The organism is Anaerococcus sp. HMSC075B03 (assembly GCF_001815585.1).
Classification (GTDB): Bacteria; Bacillota; Clostridia; order Tissierellales; family Peptoniphilaceae; genus Anaerococcus; species Anaerococcus vaginalis.
Genome location: NZ_KV821178.1, coordinates 178,286 through 192,122 on the forward strand (window position 1 = coordinate 178,286; position 13,837 = coordinate 192,122).

At 28.6% G+C, this 13,837-nt stretch carries 13 protein-coding genes and 1 riboswitch; of the genes, 9 read left to right on the plus strand and 4 right to left on the minus strand.

Going from position 1 to position 13,837, the window contains the following annotated elements:
- Positions 1-69 precede the first annotated feature (69 nt).
- Positions 70-239, plus strand: a riboswitch (Lysine riboswitch).
- 85 nt (positions 240-324) lie between these two features.
- The 5 genes from HMPREF3045_RS03935 to thiC all read left to right on the plus strand — a co-directional run bounded on the left by HMPREF3045_RS03935 (position 325) and on the right by thiC (position 6,691).
- Positions 325-1,917 carry a Na+/H+ antiporter NhaC family protein gene (locus HMPREF3045_RS03935; protein ID WP_070737139.1) on the plus strand — a complete coding sequence of 531 codons (1,593 nt, stop codon included), beginning with the start codon at positions 325-327 and terminating at the stop codon, positions 1,915-1,917.
- Between the two features lie 249 nt (positions 1,918-2,166).
- Complete coding sequence (locus HMPREF3045_RS03940; protein WP_070737140.1) at positions 2,167-3,579, plus strand: alanine/glycine:cation symporter family protein; 1,413 nt, start codon at positions 2,167-2,169, stop codon at positions 3,577-3,579.
- A gap of 308 nt (positions 3,580-3,887) precedes the next feature.
- Entirely contained in the window at positions 3,888-4,844 is a 957-nt protein-coding gene (locus HMPREF3045_RS03945; protein ID WP_070737141.1) for an L-lactate dehydrogenase, read from the plus strand.
- Complete coding sequence (locus tag HMPREF3045_RS03950) at positions 4,837-5,169, plus strand: hypothetical protein (protein ID WP_004838998.1); 333 nt, start codon at positions 4,837-4,839, stop codon at positions 5,167-5,169. The genes HMPREF3045_RS03945 and HMPREF3045_RS03950 overlap by 8 nt, the downstream gene beginning before the upstream one ends.
- A gap of 226 nt (positions 5,170-5,395) precedes the next feature.
- Positions 5,396-6,691 (plus strand): phosphomethylpyrimidine synthase ThiC, encoded by a 1,296-nt coding sequence (thiC, locus tag HMPREF3045_RS03955; RefSeq protein WP_070737142.1) that lies wholly within the window; start codon positions 5,396-5,398, stop codon positions 6,689-6,691.
- A 33-nt stretch (positions 6,692-6,724) separates the two neighbouring features.
- On the opposite strand, the gene HMPREF3045_RS03960 is transcribed toward thiC, so the two are convergent.
- Genes HMPREF3045_RS03960 through HMPREF3045_RS03970 form a run of 3 tightly spaced genes read right to left on the minus strand, consistent with a single transcriptional unit; the run spans position 6,725 to position 9,512 of the window.
- Positions 6,725-7,396, minus strand: a complete 672-nt coding sequence (locus HMPREF3045_RS03960; RefSeq protein WP_070737143.1) for a YjjG family noncanonical pyrimidine nucleotidase — start codon at positions 7,394-7,396, stop codon at positions 6,725-6,727.
- 4 nt (positions 7,397-7,400) lie between these two features.
- Positions 7,401-9,284, minus strand: coding sequence for a heavy metal translocating P-type ATPase (locus tag HMPREF3045_RS03965; RefSeq protein ID WP_070737144.1), 1,884 nt, complete (start codon positions 9,282-9,284; stop codon positions 7,401-7,403).
- Between the two features lie 9 nt (positions 9,285-9,293).
- Positions 9,294-9,512, minus strand: coding sequence for a hypothetical protein (locus tag HMPREF3045_RS03970; protein WP_070604963.1), 219 nt, complete (start codon positions 9,510-9,512; stop codon positions 9,294-9,296).
- A gap of 148 nt (positions 9,513-9,660) precedes the next feature.
- Here HMPREF3045_RS03970 and HMPREF3045_RS03975 point away from each other — a divergent pair, with 148 nt between their 5' ends.
- Positions 9,661-9,996: an ArsR/SmtB family transcription factor gene (locus HMPREF3045_RS03975; protein WP_004838993.1), complete on the plus strand. Its 336-nt coding sequence runs from the start codon at positions 9,661-9,663 to the stop codon at positions 9,994-9,996.
- Positions 9,997-10,086: 90 nt separating this feature from the next.
- On the opposite strand, the gene HMPREF3045_RS03980 is transcribed toward HMPREF3045_RS03975, so the two are convergent.
- Entirely contained in the window at positions 10,087-10,944 is an 858-nt protein-coding gene (locus tag HMPREF3045_RS03980; protein ID WP_070737145.1) for a KPN_02809 family neutral zinc metallopeptidase, read from the minus strand.
- Positions 10,945-11,077: 133 nt separating this feature from the next.
- Here HMPREF3045_RS03980 and HMPREF3045_RS03985 point away from each other — a divergent pair, with 133 nt between their 5' ends.
- The 3 genes from HMPREF3045_RS03985 to HMPREF3045_RS03995 form a co-directional block, all read left to right on the plus strand.
- Positions 11,078-11,905, plus strand: a complete 828-nt coding sequence (locus HMPREF3045_RS03985; protein ID WP_070640143.1) for an exodeoxyribonuclease III — start codon at positions 11,078-11,080, stop codon at positions 11,903-11,905.
- 139 nt (positions 11,906-12,044) lie between these two features.
- Positions 12,045-12,941 carry a diacylglycerol/lipid kinase family protein gene (locus HMPREF3045_RS03990; protein ID WP_070737146.1) on the plus strand — a complete coding sequence of 299 codons (897 nt, stop codon included), beginning with the start codon at positions 12,045-12,047 and terminating at the stop codon, positions 12,939-12,941.
- Positions 12,942-13,126: 185 nt separating this feature from the next.
- Positions 13,127-13,837: hypothetical protein (locus HMPREF3045_RS03995; protein ID WP_218970138.1), on the plus strand; the 711-nt coding region annotated here is incomplete at its 3' end.

The window sequence follows — 13,837 nt, forward strand, 5'->3', positions numbered from 1 at the left end:
AGCTTGTTAAAGATTGTTGCAATTTGACAAAACAACTCATTAATGGTAGTATTCATAGTGCAATTGAACAAGCGTGATAGAGGTGCGGAAAACATTAGTAAAATATTTTTTTGGGAATCGAAAATATTTGAAAGGGTAATCCACCGAGGGATTTTGAGTCTGCCCAAGACTTAAAGTTGCCGGGACGATTGGAGAATATCTGTCGGACTGCCATATTTTTATGGAGAGCTGTCGTGGTTTATAATTATTTTATATAGTTTAATATTTAAGTCATGGCATGCGTCATGGCTTTTTTTGCAATTTAAATTCGAGAGGAGTTTTAAAATGAACAAAAAAAGAAAATTACCATTACTGTTGGTAATTTCTTTAGCACCGATAATTGTTTCAATATTTATTGTAGAAAGTGGTATTGAAACTTATGCTAGTATTTGGGCGTTATTACCCCCAGTTGTGGCAATTTTAATGGCACTTATGACAAAAGAAGTATATTCTTCTTTATTTTTGGGGATTGTAATAGGAGCTATATTAGCATCAAAAAGATCTTTGGCAAAATTTTTAGATAATATTGTTGTAAAAGGTCTAACTAATTCTATTTCACAAACTTCAGGAATTTTTATTTTCTTGATAGTTTTGGGAATTTTAGTAGTATTAATAAATCATTCTGGAGGGTCAAAAGCATTTGGTCAATGGGCTGATAAAAAGATAAAATCAAGAAAAGGCTCACAACTTGCAACATATTTTTTATGTATTATGCTTTTTATTGATGATTATTTTAATTGTTTGACATCAGGTTCTGTAATGAAACCAATTACAGATTCTCACAGAATTTCTAGAGCAAAACTTGCTTATCTTATAGATGCAACAGCAGCTCCAATTTGTATGATTGCACCAATTTCATCATGGGCTGCAGCAGTTTCTGGATATGCACAAGGCACAGGTCTTTCTGGAATTGAATTATTTATAAGGGCAATTCCTTATAATTTTTATTCTATTTTAACTTTGTTTTTTGTTATATCTCTTATTCTTTTTGGAAGAGATTATGGTCCTATGAAAGAATTTGAAGATAGGGCAATTAATGATGGAGATTTGGGAAATATAGTAGAATCAGAAGTTAGTGCAGAAGATGGTAATCCTGAAGGAAAAGTTATTGATTTAGTTTTTCCAATTTTAAGTCTTATTATAATTTCTGTTTTGTCTTTAGTTCATATTGGTGGATTTTTTGATAAATCTAGTGAATTTTATATGGATTTTGTAAATGCTTTTGCAAATACTGATTCGACAGTTGCTCTTCCAATGGGAGCAATTATAGCTTTAATTATTACGATAATTTATTTTCTGATAAGAAAAGTTATAAGTTTTGAAAAATCTATGGATGCAATCCCTGAAGGTTTTCAATCAATGGTTCCTGCGATTTTGATTTTGACAATGGCTACAAGCTTAAAAAATATTTCAAATGATTTGTTAGGCTCAACAAAATTTGTTGGCAATCTTATGACAAATGCAGCAAGTGGACTTAGCACATTTTTGCCAGCCGTCATATTTGTCGTAGCAATTTTATTGGCTTTTGCGACTGGTACAAGTTGGGGAACTTTTGGAATTTTAATTCCAATTGTAGCATCAATGTTTGATCCAACAGATCCAATATTTTTTATTGGAATTTCAGCTTGTCTTTCGGGAGCGGTTTGTGGAGATCATATTTCTCCAATTTCTGATACGACAATTATGTCATCAGCAGGTGCAGGATGCGTTCACGTCGATCATGTAAGAACTCAACTGCCTTATGGAATAACTGTTGCATCAATAGCTACAATTTCTTTTATAATAGCAGGCTTTACACAATCAGCTTTAATTCCAATAGTTTTTGGAGCAATTGTAATTTTTATTTTTATGTTGTGTTTAAATAAAAGTAAAAAATAATTTTGTGATTTTTGTAAAGGTATAAATACAATCGTCCTTAATTAGAATTTTATCTTAAAAATTTTAAAAATTAAGATTTATTTCTAATTAGGGGCGATTTTTATTTTGTAAGAGCTTTTTTACTGTAATTTATTTTTTGAAAAAATTAATTAAAAAATAAATTATTTTACATTAAAGATTAAGTCAAGTATAATTAGAAACTAACATAAAAAATATGGATAAAAATGATATTTAAGAAAGAGAGGATTTATGTTTTTATTAGATAACATAATTGGTATTGCAGATTTTTTGTGGAGCAATATTATTGGTTATGTTTTATTAGGAGTAGGTCTTTATTATACAATAAGATTAGGTTTTCCTCAGATAAGATATGCTAAAGATATAAAAGATGTTTTGAAGAAAAATTTAAAAAGTGATGATAATGTTTCAGGCTTTGGAGCTTTGGCTGCTGCTGTTGGTGGACAAGTGGGAACAGGTTCTTTGGTAGGAGTTGCTTCTGCTCTTGTAGCTGGTGGCCCTGGTGCGATTTTTTGGATGTGGGTTACTTCAATTTTAGGTATGGTAATCACATTTGCCGAAACAGTTTTAGGTCAAGTTTATAGGGTTAAATTATCTGATGGAACTTATAGGGGAGGTCCAGCATATTATATTAGAAATGGTTTGGGCAAAAGAGTTTTATCAATTATAACAGCATTTTTATATATAATTGGAGTAGGACTATGTATAGCTTTTATGCAAACAAATTCAATAGCAAATGGATTTAAGGATGTTATTGATTTTAATCCAATTATAGTAGGAGTAATTGTAACAATTCTTGCAGGAGTAATTACTATTGGTGGAGTAAAAAGACTTACAAAAGTTACAGGATTTTTGGTGCCAATTATGGCAGCTTTTTATGTAATAATTGTTTTTATAATTATAATTACAAATATTAGTAAACTTCCTTCTGTGATTGCATTAATTTTTAAATCAGCTTTTAGTCCACAAGCTGCTGTTGGAGGAATTGTTGGTCATAGTGTAATGCAAGCTTTTAGAAATGGAGTTGCAAGAGGATTATTTTCAAACGATGCAGGTAATGGAATTGCAGGAATTATGCATTCATCAGCTGACGTTGACCATCCAGCAGAACAAGGATTTTTGGGAATGTTTGGAACTTTTGTGACAACTTGTATAATTTGTTCACTTACAGCTTTCGCTATTTTATTAACTGGTGTTTTGGGAAATGGATCTGACGGAATAAATCTTGTTCAAGATGCTTTTTCTGCACAAATCGGGATAGTTGGAAGATGGGTTGTTGCTTTTGCTATGGCATTTTTTGGCTTTACAACATTAATTGCGGATTTATTTTATGGAGAAGCTAATGTAATTCATATATTCAAAGAAAATTTTAAAATTCCACTTTGGATTTATAGAATTTTTGCAGCTGTAATGTTTATAGTTTCTACAAAAATGTCTCTTGATAGAGTTTGGGGATTGATTGATGTTTTTGTAGGAATTTTGGTATTTATAAATGTAATAACATTAATGTTTTTGTTTAAATCCGTAAAAACTGTTTTAGATGATTATGAAAAACAAAAACAAGAAGGTAAAAAGCCTGTTTGGGATAAGGAAAATAATAGTCTTTATACTGATGAGGGCGAATATAAAAATTTTAAAATATAAAATTCTAAGAAGGGGCTGTTGCAGAATAAATAAATCGTCCCAAATCATTAGAGGAACCTCCACGGAAAGTCTCACTAAGCCGACGGGCTAATCGCCTCCATGAGCCGGCAGGCTATGCCAAAAATTTTCTAAGAGAACCCTCTAATGATGGGACGATAGTTATTCATAATTTTGCAACAGCCCCTTTTTATTTTTCCAAAATATTAACAAATATGTTAAGTAAAATAAGCTAGAAATTTTAAAAAATATTTCATTTAAAAAATAAAATCGTATAATCAAAAAGTAAAGTTAAGTAGATGGAGGTATTTATGAATAAGTTAGGAAGAAAAGTAGTTTTGATTGGTAGTGGATTTGTAGGATCTTCTTATGCGTTTGCCTTGGTTAATTCTGGACTTGCAAGTACTCTTTCAATAATTGATATAGATAAGGACAAGGCGATTGCAGATGTTAATGATTTGATGGATGCAAGTTGCAAAATTGAATCTCCAACTTTGGTTAAGGAAGGTTCTTATGAAGATTGTAAAGATGCTGATTTGGTTGTTTTGTGTTATGGAAATAGCCAAAAAAATCTTACAAATAGATTAAATGATATAAAAATTGCAACTAGGATGGTTGTTGATACAATTCCAAAAGTTATTGAAAATGGTTATGATGGAATAATTTTGCTTGCAACAAATCCAGTTGACGTTATTTCAAAAGTTGTTCAAAAAGTTTCAGGTCTTCCTTATAATAAAATTGTAGGAAGTGGAACAAATCTTGATACGGCAAGATTTATCCAATTTTTGGCAAAAGAAGTTTCTTGTAATCCAAAAGATGTTGAAGCTTATGTAATAGGAGAGCATGGCAATTCATCAGTTGCTTTGTGGTCAAATGCAAGAATTAAGGGAATTTCTATTGATAAATTTTTAGATGATATTGACAATGAGGATAAGTTTAAAGAAGAAGTTTCTGAAAAAATTAGGGACAAGGCTTTTCAAATTATAAAAGGAAAAGGTGCAACTCATTTTGGAATTGCAAATTGCTTGCTTGATTTTACAAGGGCAATTTTATTGGATGAAAAGAAAATTATAATGACATCAGCTTATCTTGATGGAGAATATAATAACAAGGGTTTATACACAGGAGTTCCTGCAGTAATTGGGGCAAATGGTTGTGAAAAAATTCTTGAGATGGACATTTCTAAAAAGGAACAAGAAATGTTTGATAAATCATGCAAGGATCTTGAAGAAAATTATAAACTTGCCCAAGAGGTTTTGGATGAATAAATTATATTATAAATATTTTCTTTTTGGAATTTGTGATATAATAATTTGCTTTGCTCTATATAAAATGATAAATATTTACGCTGGACTTCTTGGTTTATTTTTATCTAATATGTCTAAGGCATTTTATGAAAAATCTTTTTATAAAAGTATAGATAAGTTTAAAAAGCTAGCAAAAAATTCTAATTTAAGTTATGAACAATTATCAGATATTTGTAAAATGGATGAAAATGATATAAAAATTCTAATTGGAAATGAAAACAAGGGATTTAAAGCTGAAAATATAAAAAAAGCTATTAAAAATTTAGAAAATTATTTAAATAAATAATTAGTATAGAGTCATATTATTATGGCTCTATTTTTTGCAAAAATTTAAGCTTTATTTTACTTAATTTCTTTTTTCTACTATAATGATAATTGTAAATTAATGATCTATGGGAGCTATGTGCTGAGAGGAAGTTCGACTTCGACCATCAAACCGGACAGGATAATGCCTGCAAGGGATGAAGCATATTTATTCTCCTATAAGTAATTTTAGGAGGTTTTTTTAATTTATGAAATATAAGACACAGATGGAAGCTGCAAAACATGGTTTTGTAACTGAAGAGATGAAAATTGTTGCCAAAAAAGAAAATGTTAGTGAAGAATTTCTTTTAGAAAAAATAGCCAAAGGCGAAATTGTAATTCCTAGAAATAAAAATCACAATTCTATTTCTCCAGAAGGAATTGGAACAGGATTAAAGACAAAAATCAATGTAAATTTGGGAATTTCAAAAGACTTAAACGATCTTGATCTTGAGATGCAAAAAGTTGATATGGCACTAAAAATGGGCGCTGAATCTATTATGGATTTGTCAAATTATGGTAAAACTCAAGAATTTAGAAAAAGATTAATTGAAAAATCTACAGCAATGATTGGGACTGTTCCTATGTATGATGCTGTTGGGTTTTTGGATAAGGGTTTAAGTTTTATAAAAGCAAAAGAATTTTTGGATGTTGTAAGAAACCATGCTGAAAATGGAGTTGATTTTGTTACAATTCACTGTGGAATAAATAGGGCGAATGCTGAAATTTTTATGAGAAATAGAAGGGTAAATGAAATTGTATCTCGTGGTGGTTCACTTTTATTTGGTTGGATGAAAATGAATGATAAAGAAAATCCATTCTATGAATATTATGATGAACTTTTGGATATTTTAAGAGAATATGATGTTACCTTATCACTTGGGGATTCTTTAAGACCAGGTGGAATTCATGATGCAACAGATCCTGCTCAAATTGCAGAATTAATTACTCTTGGAGAGCTTACAAAAAGAGCGTGGGAGAAAGATGTTCAAGTAATAATTGAAGGACCAGGTCACGTTCCAATAAATGATATTGAAATGAATATGAAACTTGAAAAAAAATTGTGCCACAACGCACCATTTTATGTTTTGGGACCTTTGGTTTGTGATGTTGCTCCAGGATATGACCATATTACAAGTGCAATTGGAGGAGCAATTGCAGCAAGTCACGGGGCAGATTTCCTTTGCTATGTAACACCAGCAGAACATTTAAAACTTCCAGATGTAAATGACGTAAAAGAAGGAATTATTGCAGCAAAAATTGCAGCTCATGCTGGAGATATTGCAAAATTAAAAGATGCAAGCAAATGGGATCTTGAAATGAGCAAGAGAAGGCAAAAACTTGATTGGGAAGGAATGTTTGAACTTGCAATAGATCCTGAAAAATGTAGAAGATATAGAGCTTCATCAAGTCCAGAAGAAGAAAATACTTGCACCATGTGTGGGGCAATGTGCTCAGCTAGAAATATGAATTTAATTCTTGAAGGAAAAGATATAAAATTATAAAATTTAAAAAGTGCGAAAAGATTTCGCACTTTTTTACAATATTTTTTTAATTTCAGATAAATTTTTTACTTGATAAGTGAAATTTTTATCTGAAATTTTTTTGTCTTCCTTATTAAAATAAATAGATTTGATTTTTGAATTTTTTGCACCAATTATGTCTGATTTTATGCTATCTCCAATCATGATTAAATCATCATTTGAAAAATTTGTAAGATCCATTATTTTTTGGAAAAATTTCTTGTCTGGTTTTTCAAAACCGATTTTATCTGATACAAAAATTTTATCAAAATACTTATCAAGATTTGATTTTTTTAACCTATTTTCCTGCATTTTATATATCCCATTGCTTGCAGTAAAAATTTTGTATTTATCCGATAAATATAATAATAAATCCTCAATTCCATCGACCATTTCAATTTCATCATATAAAAATTTTACAAATAAATCATTGAAAAATCCTTTTTTTATATCTAGATTAAAATATTTACCCATCAAATAATCTCTTTTTATAAAAACTTCTTTTATATTAATCTCTCCTAATTTTTGCTTGGTCCATAAAATATCATTAACCTTATTAAAATAAGAAAAATCTTCTTCTTTAAATTTTAAATTGAATTTTTCTAAAGTTTTTAAAAAAGAATTTTTGGAACATTTTTCAAAATCAAAAATCGTATCATCTATATCAATTAAAACTGCTTTAATCATTTTACTATTTTAAATACATACATCTCATAGCATTTAATACAGCTATAATTGTAACGCCAACATCTGCAAAAATTGCAGCCCACATTGAAGTAAGTCCCAAAGCTCCAAGAATTAAAACTATAATTTTCACACCGATTGAAAAATATATATTTTCTTTTACAATTCTTAGACATTTTTTTGAAACTTTTATGGCCGTTGGAATTTTTCCTGGATCATCATCCATCAAAATCACATCAGCAGCTTCAATTGCTGCATCTGAACCCATAGCTCCCATAGCAATTCCTACATCTGCTCTGGTAAGTGATGGGGCATCATTAATTCCATCTCCAACAAAGGCAATTTTTTTATTTTCATCATTTTTATTTTCTAAAATATTTTGAAGAATTTGAACCTTGTCTTGAGGGAGAAGCTCACAATAATAATCATCCAATCCTAATTCATTAGCTACATTTTCTCCAACTTTTTTGGAATCTCCTGTAAGCATTATAGTTTTATTTATATGATTATTTTTCAAATCTTTTATAGCTTTTTTGGAATTTTCTTTAATAGTATCTGAAATAACGATATGACCTTGATATTCATTATTTATTGCAACGTGGATAATAGTTCCGATTTTTTTACAAGCTTTCCATTCTATAGAAAATTTATTCATCATTTTTGTATTTCCAACATAAACCAAATCGCCATTTACTTTTGCACTAATTCCATATCCTGAAATTTCTTTTATATCTTCGACTTTGCAATCATCTTTTTCATTTGGGTAAGCCTTTCTCAAAGAATCTGCAATAGGATGAGTTGAATATCTTTCAACATGACTTGCTATATGGAGGAGTTCTTTTTCTGATAAATTTTCTGGATGAATAGCTGTTACTTCAAAAGAACCTTTTGTTAGTGTTCCAGTTTTATCGAAAATAATTTGGTCAACTTCTGACAAAACTTCCATATAATTTGAGCCTTTAACAAGAATTCCTTTTTTACTTGCTGCTCCAATCCCCGCAAAAAAAGATAGGGGAATAGAAATTACCAAAGCGCATGGACAAGAAATTATTAAAAATATCAAAGCCCTATAAATCCAAGAAGAAAAATTTGGACTTTGACCTATTAAAAATAAAATTATTCCTGGCAAAAATGCTAAGGCTAGTGCAAGATAAACAACTACTGGTGTATAAATTCTTGCAAATTTTGTAATGAAATTTTCAGATTTTGATTTTCTTTCAGACGCATCCTCAATTAATTCTAAAACTTTTGTAACAGTAGATTCTCCAAATTCTTTTGTAGTTTTAACTTTCAACAATCCATTTAAATTAATTGAACCTGAATATATTTCTGAATCTTTTTTAACATCTTTTGGAAGAGATTCTCCAGTCAAAGCTTTTGTATCAAGAGAAGATTCTCCATCAATTACAATTCCATCCAAAGGAACTTTTTCTCCTGGCTTGATTATAATTAATGAACCGATTTCTACTTCATCTGGATCAACTTCAATTATATTTCCATTTTCATCTTCAATATTTGCATAATCAGGAGCAATGTCCATTAAATCAGCAATAGATTTTCTACTTTTGCCAACAGCATAAGATTGAAAAAATTCGCCGATTTGATAAAAAAGCATAACAGAAACAGCCTCTACAAAATCATTGCTTTTTGTATAAATAGCAAGAATAATTGCGCCAATGGTTGCAATCGACATCAATAAAGATTCATCAAAAGCTTGTTTATTTTTAATCCCATTAAACGCCTCAAGCAAAACATCATAACCTACCAAAAGATAAGATATTAAATACAAAAAAAGATTTAAAGTTCTATCAAAATTTGTAAATTGAAGAATAATTAAAATCACAGCAGATAAAATAATTCTGCTTAAATTTTTCTTTTGTTTTTTACTCATAATTTATCCTTAAAAATAAATCTCACAATCTTTTTCAATTTTTCTACAATTTTTCAAGACATTTTCCATTACTTCTTTTTCGTCCACACCATCTTCAAATGTAACTTTCATTTTTAACATCATAAAGTTAATGGTACAGTCTTTGACTCCATCTGTATTTTTAGCTTCGATTTCCATTTTATTTGCACATGAAGGGCAATCCACTTCAATTTTGTAAGATTTTTTCATAAAAATTCTCCTTTAATTAAAAATTTACAATTAAACAAATATTTAATTGTATCTAAGTTCATAATACAAGATTATTTATGTAAAGTCAACAAAAAAATTTAAATTAAATTATATTTTTGTGGTAAAGTATAAATAAGGAGAGAAATAAATGAAATTACCACATAAACATTATAAAAACGATGACAAAATTGATTTTTTATTAGAAGAAGAAAAGGCATCAGATATTTCTAAAGCTTTCAGACATTTGGGAGATCCAAAAAGATTACAAATTTTTTGGCTTTTATGCCATAGAAAAGAATGCGTAATAAATATAGCTGCAATTATGGGAATGTCATCTCCTGCTATAAGCCATCACCTAAAAATTTTAAAAACAGCAGGACTTATTTCATCAAAAAGAGAAGGCAAAGAAATGTTTTATAAGGCAAACGACAATAAACTAAGCGAATTTATGTTTAATGTAATTTTAGATACTAAAAATTTATAGGAATAAAAAAGATAAGCTAAAAAATGAAGTGAACTACTCAATCCGTATTCTGGATTTTTAGGTTCACTTCAAAAGCTTATCTTTTTTATTTTAAATATTAATTTTAATTTCATAATCCAAATTTTTGTAAAATTCCATGGAATGTTCTATGTCATGATATTTATATCCCATATCGAAAGCATTTTTTCTATCTTTGCTTGAGCCGTGAGTAAATTTATCAGGATTTATATTTGAGCCAGACATTTTTTGAATTTTATCATCTCCAATTGATGATGCAGCTTTCATTGCTTCTTCAATATCTCCTTTTTCTAAATATCCATTTTCTTTTGAAAAATATGCGTAAACTCCAGCAAAATAATCGGCTTGCAATTCTTGAGCTACTGAATATTTATTGTAATCTTTTTCGGATAATTCTTTTTGAAGTTGTTGAGTTTGATTTAATATTCCTAATTCATTTTGAACGTGATGACCAACTTCGTGAGCAAGGACATAAGCAAAAGCAAAATCTCCACCAGCTCCAAATGTATTTTTTAATTCATCGTAAAAAGAAACATCAATGTAGATAGCTTCATCAAGGGGACAATAAAATGGTCCCATACCAGATTGAGCTATTCCACAAGATGACTTTGTTGTTTTTGTATAAAGAGTCATGCTAGGCTCCTTGTAAGTTAAATTATATTCAGAAAATTTTTCATGCCACATATCTTCTGTATCAGCAAGAACAACAGAAAGAAAATCTTCCAATTCTTTTTGACCTTCAGAAATATTTTCTTCATATCTATTTTCTTGTGTTTCATTTACATTTTTATTATTTATAACAGAAGGATCTGCTCCAAGAAAATATAAAATAAGAACTAAAATAAGCCCACCAATTCCACCACCAAAAACAACTGGTGCACCAGAGCCTCTATTTACATTGGAACTTTTTCTCCTATTTTTCCATTTCATATTAACCTCCAATTTTTTTATATTAAATTAATACCCTAATTTTAAGAAGTTAATATTTATTTTTGATAATAAATTGGTAATATTTTAAAGTTTTGGTAAAATATTTTTAATAATACAAATTAAAGGAGATACAATGAAGTTTATTTCATGGAATATAGATTCCCTAAATGCTGCTCTTACAAGTGATTCAAATAGAGCTGTTATGTCTAGGGATGTTTTAAAAACTATAATTAGTGAAGACGCCGATGTGATTTGTCTTCAAGAAACAAAATTACCAAGAACTGGTCCTAGCAAAAAACATCAAAAAATTTTGGAAGAATATTTTCCATCTTATGATTATGCATGGGTAAGCTCTCAAGAGCCTGCAAGAAAATCATACGCAGGATGTTTAACGCTTTATAAAAAAAATCTTCAAACAAAAATTACTTTTCCAGTTTTGGATGCTCCAGATACAATGGATCAAGAAGCAAGAATTATTACTTTAGAGTTTGAAAATTTTTATTTGACACAAGTTTATACACCAAATGCAGGAAATGGTCTAAACAGACTTGGCTTAAGACAAATTTGGGATGAAAAATTTGCAAATTATTTGGAAAATTTAGACAAAAATAAAGCAGTAATTGCTTGCGGAGATTTTAATGTTGCACACAAAGAAATTGATTTGAAACATCCAGAAAATAATCATGAATCAGCTGGATTTACAGATGAAGAAAGAAATGGATTTACAAATTTATTAAACAAAGGTTTTGTAGATACATTTAGACATATTCATGGAGATGTTGAAGGAAAATATACTTGGTGGGCACAAAGAGTAAAGACAAGTAAAATTAATAATTCTGGCTGGAGAATAGATTATTTTATAGTATCAGATAGAATAAAAGATAAAATAAAAGAATCTAATATGATAGATTCTGGAGATAGACAAGATCATACACCAATATATTTATCAATAGATATATAATTTTAAATTTGCAGAATAAAATATTTAGAAATTTAAAAATTTTTAATATTTTATTCTGTTTTTAATTGATTTAAATTTGGGTATATTTTAAAAGTAGAAATAAATAATAAAATTAAAATAACTCACACAAGGAGATATTATGAAAAAATGTATGCTAATTGAAAATCCAAATTCAGGCGATGGAAAAAATGATGAATTTATGGAAAAATTAAAAGAAAAATTACAAGATAAATTTGATGAAATTATTGATAAAAAAACACAAAAAGAAAATGACGGAGAAAATTTTGCAAAAACTGCTTGCGAAGAAAAATTTGATTCAATATTTGTAGTTGGAGGAGATGGAACATTTAATGAAGTAATAAATGGGGTTTCCAAAATGGACTACAGACCAAAAATCGGATTATTGCCAGGTGGAACAAATAACACCTATATGCAATTAATAGGTGGTTCAAATGATCTTTGTGAGGCGATTGAAAAATTATCATTTGAAAAAACAAAAAAAGTCGATATAGGTAAATGTAACGACACATATTTTTCTTACTATGTTTGTTTTGGAAAATTAATAGAAGCAACAACATCAACAGATTCAAAAGAAAAAGAAAAATTGGGAGGATTTGCTTACGTTAAAAATGTTTTAAAAACATTACCAAAAGATGAAACAGTAGATATAAAAATTGAATACGAAGATAAATCTTTTGAATGCAAAGCATCTTTGGTATATGTTATGACAGTAAATAAAATTGGCAATCTAGAATTTTCTAAAGATGATGCGGATCTTAGCGATGGATATTTAAATGTATTTGTGATGACAGACGAAGGAATAATGTCAAAAGTAGATGCAGCAAAAGATATGCTATTTGGTAAAGTAGACGAAAATGAAAATATAAAATCATTTACCTGCAAAAAACTTTCAATAAAAAATTTGGAAGATAAAAAAATAGAATTAGACATGGATGGAGAAATAAACGAAAAACTTCCATGCCAAATAGAAATATTAGAAAAACACGTAGAAATTTATATGCCTAAAAATAATTAAATTTTATATTAATATAGATTTGCGTTTAGTAAATAACTTCATCTTATTAACTTATAAAATTTTTGTATTTCAAACTCTTGCTTTTTATTTTTTTGTGTAATATGATATAAAAAGTGACTATACATAAAAAAAGTGTGTAGTTTTTAAGATTTAAAATAAGAAATCAATATTTAAGGAGAAATTGAGTGAAGAAAATTGCAAAAATAATTAGTTTGTCAGCAATTATGTTAGTAGGAAGTTCTGCTATTAGCTATGCTGATGATGGAGTGCAAAAAGCTGTAGATCAAATATCAATAAATTATAAGATTGAATCAGATTTAAGTTCTGATGATAAATTAAATAATGAAGAAACAATAAATTCTTCTAAAGAAAATAGCTTAGAGAACGAAAATCAAAATTCTGTCGACAAAACTATAATAAATGAAAAAGAATCAATAGATGATGAAAAAGAAAAAGACAGTGATTTAAATAACAGTATCAGCAAAGATAATCAAGAAAAAATAGATAATATAGAAGATAAAAAAGATTCAACAAATATTACTAAAAATGTTGAAAACGAAGAAAGTTTGAGCATATCAGATGATAAGTCATTTGATAATGTAAAAAGTCAATCGAATCTAAATCAAAAACGTTTTAAAATTTATAAAGAAAACGGAAAAATTTATTGTATGAACATAGATAATAATAAACTTGTTGATACTGGTTGGATAGACTATGATGGCAAAAGATATTTTTGTAAAAAAAATGGAGAACTATATGTAAACCAAATAATAACCTTTGGGCCAAAAGTAGCGTATTATTTAGGAAGTGATGGTTACGTATTAAAATCTGTATTTGAAGATAACGGAGTATTAAGACATTCAAATATAAATACAGGCATATTATCTCAAACAGGT

Coding starts and splice junctions, on each gene's coding strand:
- HMPREF3045_RS03935 (WP_070737139.1), top strand. CDS start 325: ATGAACAAAAAAAGAAAATTACCATTACTGTTGGTAATTTCTTTAGCA.
- HMPREF3045_RS03940 (WP_070737140.1), top strand. CDS start 2,167: ATGTTTTTATTAGATAACATAATTGGTATTGCAGATTTTTTGTGGAGC.
- HMPREF3045_RS03945 (WP_070737141.1), top strand. CDS start 3,888: ATGAATAAGTTAGGAAGAAAAGTAGTTTTGATTGGTAGTGGATTTGTA.
- HMPREF3045_RS03950 (WP_004838998.1), top strand. CDS start 4,837: ATGAATAAATTATATTATAAATATTTTCTTTTTGGAATTTGTGATATA.
- thiC (WP_070737142.1), top strand. CDS start 5,396: ATGAAATATAAGACACAGATGGAAGCTGCAAAACATGGTTTTGTAACT.
- HMPREF3045_RS03960 (WP_070737143.1), bottom strand. CDS start 7,396: ATGATTAAAGCAGTTTTAATTGATATAGATGATACGATTTTTGATTTT.
- HMPREF3045_RS03965 (WP_070737144.1), bottom strand. CDS start 9,284: ATGAGTAAAAAACAAAAGAAAAATTTAAGCAGAATTATTTTATCTGCT.
- HMPREF3045_RS03970 (WP_070604963.1), bottom strand. CDS start 9,512: ATGAAAAAATCTTACAAAATTGAAGTGGATTGCCCTTCATGTGCAAAT.
- HMPREF3045_RS03975 (WP_004838993.1), top strand. CDS start 9,661: ATGAAATTACCACATAAACATTATAAAAACGATGACAAAATTGATTTT.
- HMPREF3045_RS03980 (WP_070737145.1), bottom strand. CDS start 10,944: ATGAAATGGAAAAATAGGAGAAAAAGTTCCAATGTAAATAGAGGCTCT.
- HMPREF3045_RS03985 (WP_070640143.1), top strand. CDS start 11,078: ATGAAGTTTATTTCATGGAATATAGATTCCCTAAATGCTGCTCTTACA.
- HMPREF3045_RS03990 (WP_070737146.1), top strand. CDS start 12,045: ATGAAAAAATGTATGCTAATTGAAAATCCAAATTCAGGCGATGGAAAA.